Here is a 22,873-nt window from a genome sequence, read left to right on the forward strand (position 1 = left end):
GAATTTGATTTTTTTAAACTACTCCGGAAAAGAGGGTAACGTATGTCTATTTTAACTGTAAATAATCTTAAGCTTCAATTCGGAGGATTACTTGCTGTCAATGATTTATCCTTTACTGTTGAAAAAAACTCAATCTCCAGTATTATCGGTCCAAATGGAGCGGGAAAAACCTCCGTATTCAACATGATTACAGGATTTTATCGGCCAACGAGCGGAGAAATTCAATTAGACGGGATTAGTCTAATTAATAAAAAGCCTAGTCACATCACAACATTAGGAATGGCCCGCACATTTCAGAATCTCCGCTTATTTCCCAATTTATCCGTATTGGATAATGTAAAATCAGGGATGCATTGCCGAACGAAACAGGCAGTATGGGGCGCTTTATTTCGTACAAAGAGCCAGAAAGAAGAAGAAAGATTAATAGAAGAAGTTGCACAAGAGTGCATTGATTTTGTCGGGATACGAAAGTATATGAAAAGATCAGCGAAAAATTTACCCTATGGTGCACAAAGGTATTTGGAAATTGCCCGTGCATTAGCTACAAAACCAAAAATAATTCTGCTTGATGAGCCAGCTGCAGGGCTGAACTTTGAAGAAAAACAATACTTGATTGAGCTTATTCGGCGGATTCGCGATGATTTCAATATTACTGTATTAATGATTGAACATGATATGGCGTTAATCAAACAAATTTCTGAACATATTACCGTGATTGATTATGGTTATAAGATTGCGGAAGGAACGCCAGAGGAAGTGCTGAATAACGAAAAGGTAATCGAAGCATATTTAGGCAAGGAGGATGTCAGTTGAAACCTCTATTAAAACTTACGAATGTTAATTCTTACTATGGAAAAATTCGTGCACTCAATGATGTGAGTGTGGAAATAAACGAAGGGGAAATCGTTGCCTTGCTTGGCAGTAACGGGGCGGGTAAAAGCACTACTTTAAAAACAATCTCAGGGATTATTACACCTAAATCCGGAGAAATTGAATGGAATGGCCAAAGTATCGTCGGGGTCCCTCCGCATAAAATTGTTGAATCAGGGATTATTCATGTTCCGGAAGGAAGACGAATCTTTGGCGGGTTAACAATTACTGAGAACCTGGAGTTAGGAGCATTTACATTTAGGAAAGACAAAAAGTGGATAAAAGAAGGAATTGAACGTTCATTCGATTTGTTTCCACGATTAAAGGAGCGGGCAAAACAATTAGCCGGTACGCTAAGCGGAGGAGAACAGCAAATGCTTGCGATCAGCCGAGGGCTTATGGGTAATCCAAAGCTCCTCATGCTGGATGAACCATCCATGGGACTCGCCCCAATCATCGTCCAAGAAATTATGAAAATCATCCAAGAAATTAACAAACAAGGGACAACAATCTTGTTAATTGAGCAGAATGCCAAAGCTGCACTTCGTTTAGCTGATAGAGGATATTTAATTGAAATCGGAAATATCGTCATGCATGATACGGCCGACGTATTGCGTGAGGATGATAAGATTATTAAGGCTTATTTGGGCGCTTAAACCACGATAACTTCGAAAGGAAAATAATTTAAAAACGATTGTTTTTGACAGCCCTCTTTAGTATGAATTAAAAAAAACGCACAACTTTAGATTGATAAAGAAAAACAGCACAGATTTATTGTGCTGTTTTGTTTCCTTTTTTTAACCTATCCGAATTAACTCCGTCGGGAATGTTGTAAGCAAATTTGCTTTTCCATCTTCTCCAATATAGACATTTTCCTCGATACGGACGCCGCCAAATCCAGGAATATAAATCCCCGGTTCAATCGTAAACAATAATCCGCTTTCTGCTATTAATTGATTGTTTTCATGGATTGAAGGCTCTTCATGCACATCGATCCCTAAGCCATGCCCAACACGGTTATTAAAATATTGTCCATATCCGGCTTCCTTGATCACATTGCGGGCTGCGATATCAAATGTACCAATTGGGACACCCGCTTTTGATGCGTTCACTCCTTCTTGCGTTGCTTTACGGACGATTTCATAAATCTCCCTCTGTTTTTCTGTTTCCTCGCCGATCACGAAGGTACGTGTGATATCTGAACAGTATCCATCAACGATGACTCCCATATCAATTAATAAAAAGTCACCTTTAATCATTTTCTTTCTATTAGGACTTCCATGCGGCAAAGACGCTTTTGCCCCTGAAAGAACTGTTGTAGAAAACGATGGTCCCTCAGCACCAAATTTTCTCATTAAGTATTCAAATTCAGCCACTAAATCCAGTTCAGTCATCCCATCTCTAACGGTTTTGATTCCTTCACCTAATACTTTTTCTATCACCTGAATTGCATGCTGAACCTTGCTGCACTCTTCCGGAGTCTTTCTCATTCGTTGACCGGAAATAAAATCACCAATATTTTTGTAGCTGAAGTCCGAAAAATAATGATTCAATTGTTCTTGTTGAAACAACGAAACATTTTTTGTTTCTAACCCAATAACCTTGACGCTTTCCCCTACTGTCTTTTTTAGAATTTGATACGGATTTAATTCATCTGAAACAGTGACAATCCGTTTGATATATGAATGTTCCTCTGCCACCTCTTGATCAAGCGCGGGAACAAATAAATATTGATTTTGCTTTTTCAGATCGATCACCACAGCCATAAACCGTTCATAAGGTTCAGAATTAAAACCAGTATAATAGAAGACATTTTTCGGTGAAGTGATGATTGCTAGGTCAATTTGCTGATTTTCTAAATGCCGGATTAAAGAATCTATTCTATTTTTATATTGAGATTGCATAAATACACGCCCTTCGATTGTTTTTTCCTATATTGTAAATTAGTTTTTCTCCCCCGTATATTCTTATGGCACTCTTTCTATTATTTTTTGCCGAATTAAGGAAATAGCCAACAAAAAACAAAATAAAAACGAGGCTGTTCTTTTAGAGACAGCCCCGTTTTTCTATTTCAAGTCTTCGATTGAATTAATATCAACATACTTCGGCACAACTAATCCATTCTTCGTTCCATGAAGATTAGGTCCAAGATCAATGAATTTGTCCTTATAGGTTTTATAATATTCGAGATGTGTACCCGGAAGCCATGCACTAACCATTGCATCTGCACTACCGTTGGCAATCCCGGCAAACATCGGGCCAACTTCAACCTGACTCAATGTCACATTGTAGCCTTGCTGCTCAAGAACCTTGCCAATTACATTTGTGCTGGCTATTTCTGTATCCCATGCAACATAGACAAGACTGATACGTTCACCATTCGATGCTTTGGCACCATTTGTCCACTTCGCGACTTTGTCCGGATTTGCATCTATCCATTTTTCGGCAGCTTCAGATGGGTCCATCCCCTTTGTCACATTAACCATCACATCTTCCATATCCTTTGTTTCCCAGAAGAATTGATCGAGAATTGTATAAGCACCAGGTGCATCCTGTTCCAATCCTTTCCGAACGATTGTGTGAATATCTTCAGCCCCGCCAAAGGATTTATTTGGATCTTCGAGATATTTCAAATCATAAGTGGCGAACATCCAATGCGGTGACCATCCAGTGATAATAATTGGCTTTTGTTTATCATAAGCTTTCTTCAATTCAGCAACCATGGCTGCCGAAGATCCTTCAACAAGATGCCAATTAGGCAATTTGTAATCTTCTATTGCCTTATTAGTCAACTTCATAATTCCTGCTCCTGGTTCAATCCCAATGATTTTATAATCGATTTGGGCACCGATACTGTTTGGATCCCCTTTCACAGCATTTTCTTTCGTCACTGTACCAAATATCGCCATAATCACTACAAGCACAGCAAAAATTAACATAAAAATTTTTCTGCTAACGATATGCTCATACGCTGGTTTACGCAGGTTTTGCGAAATACGGTCAAGAATAATCGCGATAAAGACAATTGATAATCCTGCTTCAAAGCCTTGCCCTACATTAATTTGACTGACAGCTCGGTAAACATCTGCTCCAAGCCCAGGTGCGCCAACTAATGAAGCAGTTACAACCATCGACAAAGCCAGCATGATGCTTTGGTTAATCCCAGCCAAAATCGTTGGAGTTGCCAAAGGTAATTGGACTTTGAACAATTTTTGGCTATTCGTTGAGCCAAAAGCATCTGCCGCTTCAATTAATTCTTTAGACACTTCCTGAATGCCAAGATTCGTCATGCGGATTGTCGGTGCGATTGCAAAAATAAATGAAGCAATTATCCCTGGTACGACTCCGATTCCAAAAAATAAAATGGACGGAATTAAATAAACAAATGCAGGCATTGTTTGCATAAAATCCAAAATGGGCGTAACGATTTTTCTTACAGAGTTTCTTTGTGCACACCATATTCCGATTGGTATACCTATTATTATTGTGAGCAATCCCGATAAGATTACGATTGCAAGTGTTTGAATACTTGATTCCCAATAACCAAGATTATCAATCAATAGTAAGCTAATTAATGTAAATATTCCTAATGGCCATCGGCTCGTATATGTAACCAATAGTGTTAAGATAATGATTAATACGATAGGGGGGCCTACACTTAATACGTCAATTAGGAAATTTAATAGCCCCTCGATCATCGTGGTTAAAAATGAAAATAATCCAGCAAACGCAATGGTTACCCATTCCACTAGCGAATCTATCCATTTTCCCAGTGGGATTTTTGGCATATTCATTTAATCAATCACTTCCCATCTCGTTCAAAGCATCTTTATTACCTGCTAAAGCACCAATGACTGCACCGCGAATAACAATTCCTTTTATTCTGTTCTCTGCATCTATAACTGGTAATGGCAGACTTGAGGTTGCCATCACTTCCATAACATCACTAAGTAATGCATCCTCTGTAACGTTTGGGATATCGGTCGTCATCGTTTCAGACATAGATTGGTTCTGATCGATTGCCTGTCGCGCTTGTTCAGCGGTTAGAACGCCCAATAACTTCTGTTTACGATCCACGACAAAAATGCTGGAATATCCTTGTTTCCGCATAATTTCCAATGCGACCCTTGGGCCTCGGTCTACACCGATTTTCTCTGGACGCTTCATTACGTGTGAAGCTGTCAATACTTTTGATAAATCAACATCTTCAACGAACTTTTCGACAAATTCATTGGCTGGATTCATCATAATTTGTTCAGGACTTCCCAGTTGAATCACACTGCCATCTTTCATCAGTGCAATTCTGTCTCCAATCCGCAATGCTTCATCTAAATCGTGGGTAATAAAAATAATTGTTTTTTTATATTGATCTTGGATTTCAAGTAATTCATCCTGCATATCTTTTCGGATTAACGGATCAAGGGCACTAAAGGCCTCATCCATCAATAAAATATTGGTATCACTCGCTAGGGCCCGTGCGAGGCCTACCCTCTGCTGCATGCCGCCGCTTAACTGGGACGGCAGTTGGTGTTCATAGCCTTTTAAACCAACGATTTCAAGTGCATTCATCGCTTTTTCCCGACGTTCATCAGCAGGAACTTTCTGGATTTCAAGACCAAACTCGGTGTTCTCCAAAATTGTTTTATGAGGAAATAAAGCAAAATTCTGAAAGACCATGCTAATTTTCTTCTGTCTAACCTCCCTAAGTCTTGCGGCATTCATCTTCACAATATCTTCATTTTCTATTAGAATCTCTCCAATTGTAGGATCAATCAGCCGATTAAACATGCGGATTAAGGTTGATTTCCCACTCCCCGATAAACCCATAATTACAAAAATTTCGCCAGGGAAAATCTCAAAACTTACATTATTAACGCCAACTGTTTGCCCCGTTTCTTTCAAAATTTCGTTCTTTTTTTTACCTTTTTTCAATAAATGAATTGCAGCTTCAGGAGATTTCCCAAAAACCTTTGAGACATTCCTGACTTCTACATTTGGCTCCATTCATTCACCTCATTCTTTTAATTAGGCTTATTTCTAAATTACTTGAAGAGAATTCGGGCACGAATAAACTCTTTGCGTGATTATACTTCTACCTATTTTTCAAAAAATCATATAAGCAAATTTAGTATTTGTTGGAGCGACCAAGTTTATGACTCTAACATTAAATTTAAAATATTCCGTCTACTTGATATAAATTCGACACCTTTCGATAAAAGCTAGGTATTATTCATTGTATAATCAGTTAAAACAGTTCACAAAGTTAGTGATAAATATCTATTTTCAATTTATATAATTAAGTAGAAAGGTGGGATCCTTATGAAAATATCATCAATGATTAAACGTATTACTTTTGTGATGATCGCTTTATCCCTTGTCGGTTTTACTAGTTTAATTTTACTTTTCGAGGGGATTAAAGACCGCGAAAAAGCGATTGTGAAACAAATGGAATATAAGGAATTAGCTGATGAATTAATTGCGGCTAATGAGTTTTTAACAAATACAATAAGAATTTACGTGCAATTTGGAGAAAAGAAATATTATGACGACTATTTTTATGAGGTAGATGAATTAAAAACAAGAGACAAGGCAGTCTCAAGATTAAATGATCTCGATGCGCCAAAGGACTTACTTGCATTAATTAATAAGGCAAAAACATACTCGGATGCATTAATCCAACTCGAAGATTCTGCAATAACTGCAGTTGACAATGGTGATTTTGGAAAAGCGCGAAACTTTGTATTTGGAGGTACATACGAACAAAATCGCTTAAAAATCGCGGACACATTAGAGGAATTTAATAATAAATTAGAAATGTTTACGCAAGCTGAGGCTGATAAATCCTTAACCAAAATGCACCTCAATTTAAATGTAACGATTGCTGCCATTATTATTATGGTCATAAGCATAGTCGGTTCGTTGATGCTTTTGCAAAGAAGAATTCGACCACTCCAGCAATTAACACGAGTGGCTAATAAAGTGGCTGAAGGCGACCTAACGACGAAACCGCTTCAATATAAATCAAAGAAGGACGAAGTTGCCCAATTGAACACGTCCATTAATGCCATGGTGCAAAACCTGCAATCGCTTATTCAGCAAGTTCAACTGACATCAGAGCAAGTCGCCTCATCTTCTGATGAATTATCTGCCAGCGCTGAACAAAGCAGTATCGCAAGTGAGGATGTTACGAAAACCATTCAAGAACTATCGGTTGGCGCGGATCGGCAAGCCAATAGCATTGAAGAAACATCAGCTATTATTCATCAACTTGCTGTTAGCACACAACAAATTGAAGCCACTACAGATTCTGTATTAAAATCATCAAACACAGCCGCAAATAAAGCACTTGAGGGAAATAAATCAGTTCAAATAACAATCCAACAAATGAATTCGATTAATCATTCCGTTACTGAATTATCTGAAGTAATTATTGGACTCGGGGAACACTCGAAGGAAATCGGACAAATTGTAGAAGTGATTACTAGTATTGCCGAACAAACAAATCTATTAGCTTTAAATGCTGCAATTGAAGCGGCTAGAGCAGGAGAGCACGGAAAAGGTTTCGCAGTTGTAGCTGATGAAGTTCGTAAATTGGCTGAGCAGTCTGGCAAATCGGCTAAACAAATTTCCAATCTAGTTTCTGTCATCCAATCCAAAACAGGTCAAGCAGTACATTCAATGGAATCAACTTCAAAAGAAGTTGATCAAGGAATTTTCCTGGTCAATTCTGCGGGAGAATCATTCAAAACCATCCAAGATGCGATAAGTGAAGTAACAGAGCAAATTGAGAAAGTAACAATGTCTGTTGAGCAAGTATCGGCCGGAACCGAACAAATGATACAATCCGTAGAACTTGTAAAAACAGTTGCAAACGAAGCGGCAGCAGGTACCCAAACCGTTTCGGCAGCATCAGAAGAACAACTAGCCTCTATGGAGGAAATAACTTCCTCAGCATTTTCATTATCGAAATTAGCGGAAGAATTACAAACACAAGTTGGAAGATTTAAATATTAAAAGACCATAGAACCCAGGTTAGCTATACCTTGGTTCTTTTATAAAAACACTAAAAAACATTCATGGGCGTATGCTCCAAACCCTGTATGTAATTATTCACAAAGAATAAGAGATATCTACTCTGGATATCTCTTCGTTCTCATTATATTTAATGCACATTATCTTCTTCAAACTTTTTCAACACCGGTACTATTCTCGCACCAATTTGTTCCCTTCTAGGCGCCTCCGCTTTTCTTGATATCTCTGAAAGAAATAAATGGCAAGTGCAAGCCAACATCCGCTAGCTAAATAGCCGCCGATAACGTCACTAGGATAATGCACTCCGAGATAAATACGACTTATTCCAATTGCAAGAATCATGACCGTACTGAAGATGATCAGAATCGTGCGTCCTATGCGCGTTGGTATATGGCGCCATAATAAAAATGCGAGAGTAGCATATAGAGCGAATGCGTTCATCGAATGGCCGCTCGGAAAGCTGTAGCCACCAACCTCAATAAGTCGATGTAAGTCAGGACGGGCACGATGGAAGAACCACTTTAAAATTTGATTAAGGACTGCTGACCCGGCAATAACTGAAAAAAACAATATGGTTTCTGATCGATGTTTTAAAACCTTGTACATGAATAATGAAGCAAGAAGAATGATAATTACCGCGCATTTAGTAGACCCTACAAAAGTAAAAAACTTCATAATATTCGTCAAGAACGGTGTTTCCCTTCCTTGAATAAAGGAAATAACCGTACTATCAAATTGAACAATGTTCTGTCCGCTGACAAGGATAGCTATAAAACTAAAACCAATCAGCGATACAATGCTTAAAAGAAATGCAAATGAGAGTTGAAACTTTAAGTTCATTCTTAAATAACCGCCTTTGTTCCACAAATAGATTTTGATATCAGAAAGAGATGAATATTATGATCATCAAATTCCTAGTTACTGTTAATGACTCGAGTTATAAAGCATAAGGTAGAAGAAGAATAACGGCGGTCCCTTCGCCAAGTATACTTTTTACCTTAATTTCACCATTATTTTCCTCCACCATATTTTTTACAATCGATAATCCTAGTCCATTTCCACCCTTACTTCTGCTTCGCGCTTTATCGACGCGATAAAACCGGTCAAATATATATGGCAAGTCCTCTTCACTGATGCCATATCCATTATCACTAATTTCAATTTTACACTTCCCGTTTTCATCACTCATATTTAGAGTAATCTCCTTTTGATCGCCACTATACTTTATCGCATTATCAATAATATTGATAAGAATTTGTTTCAATTGCACCGGAGGAATAGAAAGCAAGATGTCTGTACCACTTTGATTTTGGCACACTATTATTAAATCCCTATGAATTAGTTTATAATTGCAAAGAACATCCTCTATTGTTTCTAAAGCATAACAAGGGTTTGGATGGCTAATTTCATTTTCCTTCTGCTCTAACTGGCTGAGCTGCAACAATTCATTCGTTAATTCGATCATTCGATTTGTTTCTTTAATACTAATGTTTAATGATCGTTCAAGAATTTCTTTATTATCCTTTCCCCATCTTATTAACAGAGATAGATGGCCATGAATAACCGCTAATGGCGTTCGAAGTTCATGGGATGCATCTTCTATAAACCTTCTTTGTTTTAAAATCGAACCCTCAACTTTATCCATCATCGAATTAAAGATCGAGCTTAATTGAGAAAATTCATCTTTTGTTTCCAAAACCGGTACACGTTCTTGAAATTGCTGATCATCAATTTTTCTCATTGTATTAGCCAAGATCCTGATGGGCGATAATAATTTCCTTGCTAAGATAAGACCACTAACTAGACTTAATACTAGTGATAGTAACGTACCTAACATCAAAACCCAGAAAACCTTTTCGATAAAGGTATCGAACGTTTCAACGTTTTTGCCAATTTCAAGCGTTCCGCTAAATGATTCCAATTTCAATGGCTCTTTTAATAATAGTAAATCCTCGCCCTCAACTTTCGTACGAACAATCCTATTTGGTTGTTGGAGCATTTCTTTTTGAATATCTGGAAAATCCTCTGAGATATCATACAGTTCGTTTCCTGCTTCATCTACAATCCTGATCATTTCATGTTTTTCGATAATTTTGTCAAAAAAAATTTCAGTACCTGATAAATTCTGCTCTTTTAATTTCAATTGCTCAGAAATATAGGTTTGAACTTCCTTTGCTCGTTTATACAATAATTCCTCTTCTTGTTTAAGAGTAAAGGTATGGATAAGAATGAGTTGAATAATATTACAGATGATAAAAATGAAAAAAATAAAAACAGCTGAAAAAATGGTCATTTTCCATTTTACGGATAAATTATTCAACATTCTACGTTCTCCTTTACTTTCTCAATACATACCCTGACCCCCTAACGGTTCGGATATAGGATTCATCTCCATTATCATCCAATTTCGTTCTAAGATAGCTAATATAAACATCGACAATATTCGTTTCGACAGAGGTATCGTATCCCCATACTTCCTCTAAAAGGATCTCTCTTGTTAATACTCTATTTATGTTTTTCATTAACAGTAAAAGTAAATCAAATTCAGTTTTCGTTAGTTCGATCGTTTCATTTCCTCGTTTTACAACCCTTGCTTCTGTATCCATTTCCAAATCTCGATAGGTTAATTTACGATTTCTCTGAACACTTTCTACTCTTCGAAAGACGGATCTCATTCTCGCCAAAAGCTCTTCAATTTGGAAAGGCTTTGATATATAATCATCTGCACCGCTATCTAATCCTGAAATGCGATCTAACACACTATCGCGAGCGGTAATCATTATAATCGGGGTATTTTTACTAGAACGAATTCTTCTGCACACTTCAATTCCATTTAGGCTAGGAAGCATTAAGTCTAATAAAACAAGATCAATCTCCTCATTCAGCGCAATCGCTAAACCCACTCTCCCGTCAAAGGCAACGATAACCTCGTATCCCTCGTATTCTAGCTCTAATCGGATAAATTCTGACAGATCGGCTTCATCTTCAATGATCAGTATTTTCTTCATTAATACTCCCTACTTTTATTAAAATTCATTAATGAAAATACCTGTGTGTTATGTGCTAACAAGGAGCCACAACACACAGGAGGTTTATGCAGCAACGGTATTATTTATACATAACCTAGATTGAAAAAGGTGTCACTAACAAAATAGAAATTTGTCGGACACCTTTTTCATGGTATTATTCTTCCTCGCCACTTTCTCCTTCATCATCTTTTTCAACATTTATTACTTTACCTGTTTGTGCATCTACTTTTACGTCTTGTTGACTTCCGTCTTTCGCTTTAATTTCGACGCCGTATACAATCGTTCCATCTTCATCCTCTAATTCAACATCTTTTAAGGTTCCAGGCACTTTTTCTAGGGCGATTTTAATGCTTTCTGCTTCTTTAATTTTTACTTTTTTCACTAAATCAGCTTGTTCCAGCTGTTCATTTTGTTCCCTTGGTTCATTTGGTTCATTTTGTTCATTTTGTTCCCTTTGCTCTATAGGCTTTTCCTTAGAAGCGGCTGATGCCATAGCAGCACTTGTTGCTCCACCAGTAATAATTGTCGCTGCTAATGCAGGAATGATAAATTTTTTAAATTTGTTATTCATTTTATTTTCCCTCCAAAATATTATTTGCTACAAAAATGATTTTACTCAATAGAAATAAAAATCGGATGAAGGGACAATAAAAATTTGATTAATGTTTCATTAGAATTTTCTAATCTTGTATTTTAGATGAGAAATGAATTTTTTCATACTGCTAATAATACTGAAATAAACTGTAATCAAATTCACCTTGGCGTATTTGCGCCCAGATTTTTATCGAGCTTGCTGCCCCCAAAACTGGATACCTATTTGCATTCACACTTATATCAGTTAGTGACTTCTGCTTGAATAAAGTTAAAACGCTGTTTTTCATTCAAACTTATACTTGCTCTACTGGTGCCACTGTAAACTTCCCATATTCGACACCTTTTAAACTTGTCATTTTATTGCTTAGCTGCTGGATGGCTCTTGCTTTTCCCTTTACGATGATAAGCTCAAGGCAGCTGGCATGATCCAGATGAAAATGTGTAGTGGCGAGGATATTGTCATGCATATCATGCTGGATTTTCGTAAGCTCATCTAGCAGATTTCTCTGATGATGATTGTAAAATAAAAGGATGCTTCCCGCCACGATTTGTTCATCCTCTTCCCATGACTGTTGGATAAGGGCATCACGCACAAGATCCCGAACAGCTTCAGAGCGGTTTTCATATCCTCTTTGTTTAACTAAATGGTCAAACTTTCGAAGCAAATGGCCTTCCATTGATACGCCAAATCTTTTTAACGTAGAATCCTCCACTACATCCTCCCCCTTTATTGTTTATCCCATTCTTCAATATTCCATAACACGCCAAATCCATGATGACCTAGCGTGCGTGTACTAATGCCGCTCACTTTTTTATTAACACCATATAAAGCATCTAAATAAACAAGAAAATTAAAGGCGGGATCCATTGCCAACTCTTGCTGAAACTGCTCATAAAACTTTTTCCGCTGATCTTGATCTGTATTTATCCGCGCTTCTGTTAATAGCTGATCGACTTTTGTATTTTGATAAGCATTTAAATTATAAAGTCCATCACCAATTTGACTGCTGTGGAAAATGCGGTACGTGTGATCATCAGGATCAAACTCACTGCCCCATCCAATGACAAAAGCATCTGCCTCTTCAATGTTTATTGCTGACCAATCCAACGGCTTTAAGATAACTGAAATCCCGAGTGGCTTCAGTTGTTCTGCTACAACATTAGCTAGCGCTACTCGGACAGGATCACTTATCGGAGAAACAAGATCAAACTCCAATCGTTTGCCATCCTTAACAAGTACACCGTCGCTACCTTTTTTCCAGCCAGCGTCTTCTAGTAATTTATTTGCTTTTTCAGGCTGATAGGAATACATGTCTTTTTGTGGTGCATTTGCCCATGATTTTTGCAGTGGGCCGTATGCAGCCTCTCCTTTACCAGCCAGCATGCCTTTTACGATTGCTTCGCGATCAATCGCAAGATTCATCGCTTGGCGGACTTTTGCATCTTTGAATAAAGGGTTTCGGAAATTATACATGACTGCCCGGTAATCTGCTGTCGACATCGTATTTACGGTAAAGTTATCTGCTTCTTTCACACTTGCAAGTTGATTAGGTTCCATGAGAGCAAGGTCAATCTCTCCTGTCTTTAATTGCAGCGCACGAGTATTAACATCTGGAACTGGTTTAAAAACGATTTCATCAAGCTTGGGCCTCGGTCCATAATAAGTGTCGCTGCGCTCGATAATAATCGTATGATCATTCCCCCACTCTTTCAGCTTAAAAGGTCCGTTCCCAACTGGTTTCTGGTTAAAATCAGTATTGTTAATATCTTCATCTTGCAAAATATGTTTCGGAACAATGCCGATTTTCAGCTTCTCAAGTAAAGGCGGGAACGGGTTATTCAATGTAATCTGCACTTGATTATCATTTAAGACACTCACTTCTTTTATCTCAATAAAATCGCCTGCATTCGGTGTATTCGCCTTTGGATCTAATATTTTGTCTAACGTAAATTTAACATCTTCTGCTGTAACAGGTTTTCCATCTTCCCATTTTGCATCATCACGAAGAGTAAATGTGTACGTCAGCTGATCGGGCGAGATTTCCCAATCTGCAGCTAAGTCACCAACCATTTCATTATTCACTGTCGGCTTAGTAAGCCCTCGGAAAAGTAAGCTATCAATCTCACTATGACCTGCTTCATCTAATACAGGATTCACTTGTTCAATTTCTGATTCCATTCCATAGATGAGCTGCTTCGTTGTTGGGGTTGAACTATTTTCCGTTTTTTCTACAGAATTATCCCCAGCACATCCACTTAGTAGCAGTATACTTGATACCATTGTTGATAAAAATACCGCTTTAGCTTTTTTGAATTGCATATTCCTTCTCCTCCATTTTGTTTTTTTCTTGTAATCGATCGTTCGGATGCAAGGCTAGCATCGACGATAATAAACGATTCGTATAGAAGTTTGTTGAGTAGCTTAGCTCATTTGCATTTGCCTCTTCGACTATTTCTCCTTTTTCCATCACAAGAATCCGATGGCACAGTGCCATTGCGGCCCGAATATCATGAGAGATAAACAGAATCGCTGTCTTTTCTCTTTGGTTAATTTCTTGCAAAAGAGACAGCATCCTTGCCTGCGAACTCATATCCAGACTGGCAAACGGCTCATCTAAGATGAGAAGCTCAGGCTTTAGCAGAAGTGCCCTTGCAATCGCAACTCGTTGCTTCATGCCACCTGAAAGCTCATAAGGGTAAAGGGACCTGATATCCTCATGCAGTCCGACTTTTCGTAATACCTCTTTGACTTGCTCCTGTTTGTTTTTGCTTTTCTCTTTCCAATAATCAAGCCCTTCTCCAACAATCTTCTCCACATTCCATCGGGGATCAAATGATGCGAGCGGATCCTGGTGCACCCATTGGACACCTTTTCGAAATGGCGGAGCCCCGTGCCAAAGGATTTTCCCTTTTTCGCTAGTTTCTAGTTGGAGCAATAAGCGGGAGAGCGTACTTTTTCCGCTGCCACTTTCGCCAATTAACCCAACAATTTCACCTTTTTGAATCTGAAAGCTTACATCACTCACTGCATTTATTAATTGTTTGCGAAACCATTTCTTTTTGGAGAAAGCTTTACTCACATTTTCTACCGTAACGAGCAGCTCACTTACATCTGCACTTTGTTGTTCGCGTATATTTGTCAGCTCCCGATAATGATGAAGCAATTGCTTTGTATGCTCATGAACAGGCTGATCAAATAATTTCAGCACAGATGCAGATTCAACAATTGTTCCATTTTTCATAACCACAACGGAATCCGCCAGCTCTGCCACTACTCCGAGGTCATGCGTAATAAATAGAACGCTTCCCCCTGTGCGAATGCTCCATTCCTTGATTAAATACAGGACATCCGCCTGAATACGCGTATCTAAGGCTGTTGTTGGTTCATCGGCAATTAATAATGCTGGATCAAGTGCCAATGCTAATGCAAGCTGCACACGTTGTCTCATCCCGCCGGAAAGTTCATAAGGATATGATTCATATACACGCTCCGGATTTGACAACTGCATATTGTACAATAAGCGAATCGCCCGCTTTTTTGCATCTTGCTTTGAAACTTTCGTATGGGTAGAAAACAACTCACTAAAATGCTGCCCAACCGTACGCAAAGCATCAAAGGTCGCATATGTATCCTGATAAACAAATCCTACTTGCGTTCCGCGATAAATCTGCTTTTGATTTTTACTCATTGTAAGTACGTTTTCATTTAAAAATTGTACCTTTCCGGAAGTAATGGTGATTCCGTTAGGCAATAAATCAAGCATGGCTTTTGCTGTCATGCTTTTTCCAGAGCCGCTTTCACCAATAATGGCAACAATTTCTCCAGCGGGTACAACAAATGACATATTATCCAAAAGCTGTTGTTCCTCTTTATTTGTCTGAATCCTTACGGAGAGATTTTCCACTGTTAAGACGTGTTCCTTCACCATCTTCCACCTCTCTTTAATTGCGGCAATGCAAAACGGTCCTGAAGCACATCACCGAGAAAGGTAACGGCCAAAACGGTACACGTGATCAGCAGGCCCGGAAACAGCGCAATCCACCATGCCCCTGATAATAAATAACTTTGCGCCCCCATTAACATATTTCCCCACGATGGTTCATGAGGAGGAATACCAATCCCAAAAAAGCTCAAAGTTGCCTCTGATAGAATGGCGTGACTCATTCCACTAATGGACATCACAATAATCGTAGGCAAGCATTGCGGCAGTAAATGCCGGGTTAACAGCTGGTGCGATGAAGCGCCAACAACGACAGAGGCTTGGATGAAAATCTCCCCTTTTAAAGACAGAATTTCTGTACGGATCAAACGGGCAATCGGCATCCAACTTGTCATGCCGATAATAACAACTACTGTCAGAAAGCTTGATGGGATGAATACTTGAATGCCAATCATAAGCAAGATGCTTGGAATGCTTAGTAAGGCATCTAATACCCTCATCATGATGCGATCAGCCATTCCGCCCAAAAATCCGCTGACAACACCATAGCCAGCACCAAGCGCAACGGCTATCAACATGGCTGCCGCACCGACAGAAAGTGATACACGCCCCCCATACAACAACCGCGTCAATACATCACGGCCAAGTTCATCCGTTCCAAATAAATGAGTAGCGCTTGGGGGCTGTAAAATTTTCATTAACCCTACAGACTGAGGGTCATAAGGCGTTAGTACCGGCGCCAGCACGGTTACAAAGAGCAAGAATAAAAGAAACAAAAGAAGTCCATTTATAAACCACTTATTTTTTTTCCTCATCTGCCTTCCTCCTTCAATAGATGCTGCCGCATCCTCGGGTCAATCGAAGCGCAAATGAGATCGATGATTAAGCTGCCAATGATAACAATACTCATACTTAACAAAATCGTTGCCAGCAAAACGGGATAGTCATGGGCAAGTGCTGATTTTAATGAAAGTCTTCCTAGACCTGGCCATGAAAACAACGTCTCTACGACAACTGAGCCAGCGAAAGTGAGTGAAAGGGACATCCCCATAAAGGAGAGGTAGGGGAGTGAGGCATTTGGAAATATATGCTTCCAAAGAATCGCCCTTTCTGAAATTCCACGCGCCCTTAGAGCCCATACAAATTCGTTTTCTTGTGTAACGGCGATGTGATTGCGCAAGATACGAATATAATAGCCAATATGTGACAAGCCAAGAACAAAAGCCGGCATAATAAGATGCTTCAACCAAGCGCCAACTCCTCCTTGACCCATGCCTGATGTGGGCAGTATTCCTAAATAAACAGAGAAGAATAGCATGAGCATTAAAGCAAACCAAAAAGACGGAAGTGACATGAAGATAAAAGAAGTGACGGTAACAGCATGATCAAATAATGAGTAGCGCCGGAGACCTGTGATAACGCCCAAAAATAGAGATAAGATTAATGTAAGAACCGCAGCCGCTAACATGAGGGTCATTGTTGGTCCAATCGCATGAGCTATAATCGTTTTCACTTCTTCACCTGTAATGTATGACCGCCCCCATTCTCCATGCAGCACACCCATGAACCACTTGGAATATTGAGTATAAAATGGCTCATTCAAACCAAGATTTTCAGCAATTCTGATCTGGTCAGCTTTGCTCATTTTTTGAATTTGATCTCCATACATGGCAGCTGCTGGATCGCCCGGCAGCATTCGAATAAACGCAAAGCAAAGCATACTTCCAATCAGAAGCACCACGGTTGTCTCACACAGCCTTGAAACAATAAATCTAGCCATATACCCTCCTTATTTCTCTGCACACAATAATACAACTGCTTTATATTCGTATTACGAGATTCATTAGTAACACGACTTTTTAAATACGTAACACCATAATACCTATTTTTATTAGCAGATTATCATTATCTAATTTAATAATCAATAAAAAAGTTTTATGAGAAAAGTTAAAAAGATGAACCTCACTGACAAACAGCTGCTGCTTAACCGCTCAAAATGGGAAATATCTAATCATTACCGTTCTACGTGTTACTTAGTTATAAAATCGTAACACCCCCCTCCAAAAAAATAGTTTTATTTAACCCATTACAGTTTATTCCCATAGGTCTGTTAGTAGAACAGCTACCGTTTACAAAATACCGTTGGAAAGTAATGAAATAAAAATAATGCGTATTAAGTATCTTAGAATTCTCTATGGGCAGAATGAAAAAGAATCTGCAATCTAAAGTGATTATTACTAATATTATCTGAAATAAGTAAAAAACAAGGAGAAAAAACTGTTTCTTGGAAGGTAAATCGACTTTACGGTATTAAAAAAGGAGAAAAATAGATGAAAATCCGTTTTGGGTATGTAGCCAATGCTTTAGGTTTATGGGACGCAAGCCCTTCCAAAACTTTAACTTTTGCTCGCTATTCAGCTCTTTCTAAAAGCGAACGAATGGACAAACTCAAAATTATAACAGCACAAAATTTACAGCATACGAAAAGAATTTTACATTCTAATATCGCCCACGAAATCGGCTTATATCGCTTTTCAAGCTCTCTTGTCCCTTTGGCACCCACCAGGAAGTGATGTGGGATTTCGTTACTCCATTCAGAACCCAGTGGGAAGAACTTGGGCAGCTAATACAACAATTTGAGCTTCGTCCGAGCTTTCATCCTAACCAATTTACCCTTTTTACGAGTCCAAGGGCAGAAGTGACCATGAATGCAGTGAAGGATATGGAATATCATTTTAAAATGCTCGAAGCGATGAATGCACTAGAAAGGGGTATGATTAATATTCATATTGGCGGAGCGTATGGGGATAAAGATACCTCCTTAAAGCGTTTCCATCAGAATTTAAAAAAATTGCCCAATACTATAAAAAAACATATGACACTTGAAAATGATGATAAAGCCTTTGATGTAGAGGAAACACTGATTACTTGTGAAAAAGAAAAGGTTCCGATGGTTCTTGATTACCATCACTATTTGGCGAATAAAGGAAAGGATGACCTCTCACATTATTTACCACGGATATTTAATACATGGAATAGCTTTGATACAGTACCGAAAGTCCACATTTCCTCACCAAAATCAGATCAATCTTATCGTTCACATGCTGATTTTGTCTCTTTAGATTTTATCCTCCCCTTCTTAAAAATGGCAAAGGTGCTTGATCGGGACTTTGACATTATGATCGAAGCCAAGCAGAAAAACCTCGCTATGTTGAAACTTATAGAAGAAATTGCTTCTATTAGGGGAGCAGTCAAACGTACATCAGGCGGTGAGGTGGTATGGTGAATAAGAGAATAACTAATTGGGAAAGAGGTGGAAAAGATGACGATTGTACGTCTTGGTTATGTGGCAATGAGCATGGAGTTAAAAAACGCTTCTCCTTCCCAAACGATGACATATGCGCAATTTCAAAAAATTGATAATCGTGAAGCAGCTATTCGCAAATTGGAACGGATCTCACTTTCAAATTTACAAAACACACTTAGAATTCTTAAACATAATGCAGTATCTGATATCCATTTTTATCGATTATCTTCTCGTCTAATCCCTCTGGCCAACCATGAAGAGCTTCTTGATTGGAATTATCTGAAGCCACTGCATAATCTGCTGCATGAGATTGGTGATTTTGCCAATGAACACGAAATAAGAATTGATTTTCATCCGGATCACTTTGTTCTCATTAATTCCATGAAGAAAGAGATTTTAATAAATTCTATCCAAACGTTGAAGATGCATTATTTATTATTAAAAGGGATGGGAATTGAACCTACTCATCGCTGTGTCATGCATGTGGGTGGTAATTATAAGGAGACGGATATATCGCTTGAACGTTTTATAGATAATTGGATGGTCGTCCCGAGATCGATTCAAAAAATGATTATGCTTGAAAATGACGATACTTCATTTACGCTAGAGGATACTCTATATTTATGTGAAAAACTGGATATTCCTCTTGTTTTTGATTATCATCATCATCTTGCTCACCATCAAAATGCTGATTGGGAAGTTCATTGGAACCGAGTCATCCAAACGTGGAGTCATTCTCCACTTCCCGTAAAAATGCATATTTCCAGTCCAAAAAGCCAAAAAGCATTTCGACATCATGCGGATTTTGTTGATATAAATATGTTTTTTCAGTTTCTAAAAGAAATTAAGGACAGCGTTTTGCAAATTGACTGCATGATTGAAGCGAAAAGGAAAGACGAAGCCCTGTTTCATTTAATGGAAGAGATTAAAGCGAGGGAGGATGTGAAAATCATTGATGGCTCTTCGTTTCATTTAAAATGATAGGAAGAGCTAAAGCATGGTAAATAAACTGAAAAAAATTAATTGAGGGGACTCTTACATAAATAGACTCTCCGCCATCACGCCATAACAATGCGTCGAATTTCCCTCTTTTAATCATGCTTCGAATAACTTCAACAATGTAACAAATCCTATTGAACAAAGGAGGTGCTTATATTGTCAAACCAGCAACGTACTAATGGTGAGATACAAAGAGGACAATCCGGCAACCAACCGGGTTCAGGATCAAAATACCATGAGGAACATGCAGGAAAGGTTACCGGTTATGGACAACCTGATCCGAACGCGAAGAGGCTTACAAAAATAGTTGATAAGTCTTCATTATAATCTTTCAAGCCCTTTACGGCGTTTTACCCGTTATAAATAAGGACATTTAAAGGATGCAATGGAAGTAAACAATAAGTATACCGCCCATAATCCGGAAGGAAACAGATGTATCAAATCCAAAACTAAATCAACTTCAATAATGCATAAGAGCCAAGCATTTGCATGGCTCTTATGTTTCCTAATGCAATTATTTAATAAATTACTTTGCTAGTCCATTCCATAAAAAAACAACAATTTGTTCTGTCATTTCATCTATTGAAAGAAAAATAAGTTTTTTATCCGAATCAATTTTAAAGTGTTACTTTTTCATAATTTTGTAGCACCCATCCCCAAAAGAAAAAAATATCGATTAGATATTATATCAAATGTCGGGGGTGAATTATTCAGTTTTACATCCAAAGATGAAATAGACCCTCATTTACACCTAAATCATACATATAATAAATACCAAAAACGGCGCTGATTGCACCCGTTGTTAATATAAGTGTGTACCTTGTTTCCACACGCTTTTTACTTATTACAAATGGAATGCCGATAACCGTCGTGAACATTAACATTCCCGCGATGGTACCTACCCCAAATACAATAATAAATAATGCACCTTGCCAAACGGTATGAACAGTGCTCATTGTCAACAAAACCATTGCTCCACTTCCAGCAAGGCCGTGGATGAGACCTATAATTAATGATCTGAAATAAGATCTTTTTTTGCTAAAACTAGTAGATTCCTGGTTATCTGAATGCTGATGAATATGTTTCTTTCTCTTTTTAATAGAAAGTATACTTGCTAATCCTAGATAGACAAGCATAATTCCTACTAAAAATTCCAACGACAATGACCATTTATCCGAAATATCGTTTTTAAAGATAATTAAGATCAGCCCAATGATAAATAACGTTGCTGTATGCCCAATTCCCCAAAACACTCCGGCAAGAGAGGCTTGCCACAATTTTTTGCTCTCGCTTGCAATCGTTGATACCGCAATCACATGGTCAGGTTCGATCGCATGCTTGATCCCTAAAATAAAACCTAGTGCTAATACTGAAAATAATGTAAACTCCAAAAAATCCCTCCCCAAACTTTTTTCTCTTTCTCCAAAAAACTTCATTTAAATGATTTTATTTAATTGTACAGGACACACAGGATTTGTTGTTGCAAAAAAAGTCGACATTTTCAGCTAAAAACCCAGCAATCTTGTGGATTGCTAGGTTTAAAACACTTAATATTTTCTCAAGAAATGTGGTTTGGTGCCAAACCATTCCTCACTAATTATATGGTGACATTCTGTAAATATTCTTTCAATTGTTTGCGTTAAGTTAGCAAGTACGCGAATAGTAAAACCCGGTACCGGTAACATTGAAATACCTGCTGTAAATTGATCCGTTTTCTTATCAAGCACCTGATATATTTGGTCAATCAAGTCTTCATTTGTCTTATCCCCAATTACAATCATTGAACCTAAATGAGAATAGCCTTCCATAAGCCCCATACCAGTCATCCCTTGTGACCCTGGAGTCAATTTAATATGATCAAAGACAGCTAATTGATTATCCACATAAATTTCATTGATTAACTGGAGCATATCATAACTGAATTGATCGCCTTCTGGAGACCACCCTGGAGTGATGATATCGGAATAAAGTAATGTTGCGCTTTTATCCATATGAATGACATTTTTTTGTTTATATCTTGCATCTCGATAGCCAATAAGCGGATCAGGAATATACTCGAGGTAACTGCCTGCATTCAGGATCATCTCTGTTTCCTGATAGGCATAACTTTTCGGTGTTTTATAAACTTTTGTTGCAGATTGAGTCGTTAAAGTCATTCTTGCATTTTCTTTTAGAGCGATTTTCATTTTATACCGATCGCCATCTAAATAGCCGCCACCTGGATTTAATATGTAATAGCATACTTGTCCCGAATCATCGTGATAAACTGGGCGCATAATTTTCAGCGCGCCCTGAAAATAGATATTCTTTGCAACTGTTTTTCCAAATCGCTCTTCTGCCTCTAGCTGAAGAGTTCCAGTCCAATTTTCCATGTTATTCTAGACCTTTTAGAAGTGCATTCTTTTTAATCCAGTCAATCACTTTGTCAAGACCCGTATTATCTTTTAAGTTTGTAAAAATAAACGGCTTATCCCCACGGAAGATTTTTGTATCAGATTCCATTACTTCAAGACTGGCACCAACATAAGGGGCTAAATCTGTTTTATTGATAATAAATAAATCAGATTTGATCATTCCTTGTCCACCTTTACGTGGAATTTTTTCTCCTTGGGCTACGTCAATAATATAAATTGAAAAATCAACAAGTTCAGGGCTGAAAGTTGCTGCCAGATTATCTCCGCCGCTTTCGACAAAAATCAGCTCAACTTCCGGATGCTTTTCAACAAGTTCATCTATTGCTGCAAAGTTCATGGAAGCATCTTCACGGATTGCTGTATGTGGACAACCACCCGTTTCTACGCCAATGATCCGATCTTCAGGCAAAATTCCGTTTTGCATTAAGAATTTTGCATCTTCTTTCGTATAAATATCATTAGTAACGACCGCCATACTAAGTTCGTCATTTAATTGACGAGTCAATTTCTCAATTAACAAAGTTTTCCCTGCTCCAACAGGTCCTCCAACACCAATTTTAATTGGTCCCATAATAAACACTCCCTTTTATTCATTGGCTGTTTTCGCATATATTGTTGTTTTTATCCTACAAAGTTTGCCCGTTGATTTCCGCTGCGGGCACTTGCTTTCCGCGGGGAGGGACGGGA

At 38.2% G+C, this 22,873-nt stretch carries 20 protein-coding genes and 3 pseudogenes; 7 read left to right on the plus strand and 16 right to left on the minus strand.

Features of this window, described 5'->3' with window-relative positions; translation table 11 throughout:
• Positions 1–42: 42 nt before the first annotated feature.
• Both BGM26_RS17120 and BGM26_RS17125 read left to right on the plus strand, forming a co-directional pair.
• Positions 43–813, plus strand: a complete 771-nt coding sequence (locus BGM26_RS17120; protein ID WP_217041354.1) for an ABC transporter ATP-binding protein — start codon at positions 43–45, stop codon at positions 811–813.
• The gene (locus tag BGM26_RS17125) at positions 810–1,526 is read left to right on the plus strand and encodes an ABC transporter ATP-binding protein (protein WP_217041355.1); all 717 of its coding nucleotides are present in this window, start codon (positions 810–812) and stop codon (positions 1,524–1,526) included. The genes BGM26_RS17120 and BGM26_RS17125 overlap by 4 nt, the downstream gene beginning before the upstream one ends.
• A 141-nt stretch (positions 1,527–1,667) precedes the next feature.
• Here BGM26_RS17125 and BGM26_RS17130 read toward each other — a convergent pair whose 3' ends face one another.
• The 3 genes from BGM26_RS17130 to BGM26_RS17140 all read right to left on the minus strand — a co-directional run bounded on the left by BGM26_RS17130 (position 1,668) and on the right by BGM26_RS17140 (position 5,874).
• Positions 1,668–2,774 (minus strand): M24 family metallopeptidase, encoded by a 1,107-nt coding sequence (locus BGM26_RS17130; protein ID WP_217041356.1) that lies wholly within the window; start codon positions 2,772–2,774, stop codon positions 1,668–1,670.
• Positions 2,775–2,936: 162 nt separating this feature from the next.
• Positions 2,937–4,664 carry a glycine betaine ABC transporter substrate-binding protein gene (locus BGM26_RS17135; RefSeq protein WP_217041360.1) on the minus strand — a complete coding sequence of 576 codons (1,728 nt, stop codon included), beginning with the start codon at positions 4,662–4,664 and terminating at the stop codon, positions 2,937–2,939.
• Between the two features lie 4 nt (positions 4,665–4,668).
• Entirely contained in the window at positions 4,669–5,874 is a 1,206-nt protein-coding gene (locus BGM26_RS17140; RefSeq protein WP_217041361.1) for a quaternary amine ABC transporter ATP-binding protein, read from the minus strand.
• Between the two features lie 918 nt (positions 5,875–6,792).
• On the opposite strand from BGM26_RS17140, the pseudogene BGM26_RS21980 reads away from it, so the two are divergent.
• Positions 6,793–6,942: pseudogene (locus BGM26_RS21980) on the plus strand (HAMP domain-containing protein); the annotation flags it as partial.
• On the plus strand, positions 6,937–7,884 hold the full coding sequence (locus tag BGM26_RS21985) for a methyl-accepting chemotaxis protein (RefSeq protein WP_483297819.1): 948 nt from the start codon (positions 6,937–6,939) through the stop codon (positions 7,882–7,884). The pseudogene BGM26_RS21980 and the gene BGM26_RS21985, both read left to right, overlap by 6 nt.
• A 189-nt stretch (positions 7,885–8,073) precedes the next feature.
• Here the strand turns inward: BGM26_RS21985 and BGM26_RS17150 are convergent, their stop codons facing one another.
• The 10 genes and pseudogenes from BGM26_RS17150 to BGM26_RS17190 form a co-directional block, all read right to left on the minus strand.
• A complete protein-coding gene (locus BGM26_RS17150) occupies positions 8,074–8,742 on the minus strand; it encodes a phosphatase PAP2 family protein (RefSeq protein WP_217041363.1) in 669 nt (222 codons plus the stop codon).
• A gap of 97 nt (positions 8,743–8,839) precedes the next feature.
• On the minus strand, positions 8,840–10,225 hold the full coding sequence (locus BGM26_RS17155) for a HAMP domain-containing histidine kinase (protein WP_217041364.1): 1,386 nt from the start codon (positions 10,223–10,225) through the stop codon (positions 8,840–8,842).
• A gap of 13 nt (positions 10,226–10,238) precedes the next feature.
• Entirely contained in the window at positions 10,239–10,910 is a 672-nt protein-coding gene (locus BGM26_RS17160) for a response regulator transcription factor (RefSeq protein WP_217041367.1), read from the minus strand.
• Positions 10,911–11,085: 175 nt separating this feature from the next.
• On the minus strand, positions 11,086–11,502 hold the full coding sequence (locus tag BGM26_RS17165; RefSeq protein WP_217041369.1) for a PepSY domain-containing protein: 417 nt from the start codon (positions 11,500–11,502) through the stop codon (positions 11,086–11,088).
• Between the two features lie 316 nt (positions 11,503–11,818).
• Positions 11,819–12,238, minus strand: a complete 420-nt coding sequence (gene nikR / locus BGM26_RS17170; RefSeq protein ID WP_217041370.1) for a nickel-responsive transcriptional regulator NikR — start codon at positions 12,236–12,238, stop codon at positions 11,819–11,821.
• A gap of 14 nt (positions 12,239–12,252) precedes the next feature.
• Complete coding sequence (locus tag BGM26_RS17175) at positions 12,253–13,845, minus strand: ABC transporter substrate-binding protein (RefSeq protein ID WP_254119677.1); 1,593 nt, start codon at positions 13,843–13,845, stop codon at positions 12,253–12,255.
• A complete protein-coding gene (locus tag BGM26_RS21990; protein ID WP_483297820.1) occupies positions 13,826–14,734 on the minus strand; it encodes an ABC transporter ATP-binding protein in 909 nt (302 codons plus the stop codon). Before BGM26_RS21990 ends, BGM26_RS17175 begins: the two co-directional genes overlap by 20 nt.
• A 3-nt stretch (positions 14,735–14,737) precedes the next feature.
• Positions 14,738–15,454: pseudogene (locus BGM26_RS21995) on the minus strand (ATP-binding cassette domain-containing protein); the annotation flags it as partial.
• Positions 15,448–16,281, minus strand: coding sequence for an ABC transporter permease (locus BGM26_RS17185; protein WP_217041373.1), 834 nt, complete (start codon positions 16,279–16,281; stop codon positions 15,448–15,450). The gene BGM26_RS17185 and the pseudogene BGM26_RS21995, both read right to left, overlap by 7 nt.
• Positions 16,278–17,246, minus strand: a complete 969-nt coding sequence (locus BGM26_RS17190; protein ID WP_217041375.1) for an ABC transporter permease — start codon at positions 17,244–17,246, stop codon at positions 16,278–16,280. The genes BGM26_RS17185 and BGM26_RS17190 overlap by 4 nt, the downstream gene beginning before the upstream one ends.
• A gap of 550 nt (positions 17,247–17,796) precedes the next feature.
• Between BGM26_RS17190 and uvsE (BGM26_RS17195) the strand changes: the two are divergent.
• From uvsE (BGM26_RS17195) to BGM26_RS17205, 3 genes and pseudogenes are all read left to right on the plus strand, one after another.
• A pseudogene (gene uvsE, locus BGM26_RS17195) lies at positions 17,797–18,752 on the plus strand (UV DNA damage repair endonuclease UvsE).
• A 36-nt stretch (positions 18,753–18,788) separates the two neighbouring features.
• Positions 18,789–19,754 carry a UV DNA damage repair endonuclease UvsE gene (uvsE, locus tag BGM26_RS17200; protein ID WP_217041378.1) on the plus strand — a complete coding sequence of 322 codons (966 nt, stop codon included), beginning with the start codon at positions 18,789–18,791 and terminating at the stop codon, positions 19,752–19,754.
• Between the two features lie 174 nt (positions 19,755–19,928).
• Positions 19,929–20,099 (plus strand): hypothetical protein, encoded by a 171-nt coding sequence (locus BGM26_RS17205; RefSeq protein WP_217041379.1) that lies wholly within the window; start codon positions 19,929–19,931, stop codon positions 20,097–20,099.
• A gap of 389 nt (positions 20,100–20,488) precedes the next feature.
• On the opposite strand, the gene BGM26_RS17210 is transcribed toward BGM26_RS17205, so the two are convergent.
• From BGM26_RS17210 to ureG, 3 genes are all read right to left on the minus strand, one after another.
• Positions 20,489–21,163: an urease accessory protein UreH domain-containing protein gene (locus tag BGM26_RS17210; protein WP_217041381.1), complete on the minus strand. Its 675-nt coding sequence runs from the start codon at positions 21,161–21,163 to the stop codon at positions 20,489–20,491.
• Between the two features lie 156 nt (positions 21,164–21,319).
• The gene (locus BGM26_RS17215) at positions 21,320–22,144 is read right to left on the minus strand and encodes an urease accessory protein UreD (RefSeq protein ID WP_217041382.1); all 825 of its coding nucleotides are present in this window, start codon (positions 22,142–22,144) and stop codon (positions 21,320–21,322) included.
• Position 22,145: 1 nt separating this feature from the next.
• On the minus strand, positions 22,146–22,757 hold the full coding sequence (gene ureG / locus BGM26_RS17220) for an urease accessory protein UreG (protein ID WP_217041384.1): 612 nt from the start codon (positions 22,755–22,757) through the stop codon (positions 22,146–22,148).
• Positions 22,758–22,873: the final 116 nt, after the last annotated feature.

Source organism: Bacillus sp. FJAT-29790 (genome assembly GCF_019039215.1).
Lineage (GTDB): Bacteria > Bacillota > Bacilli > Bacillales > Cytobacillaceae > Cytobacillus.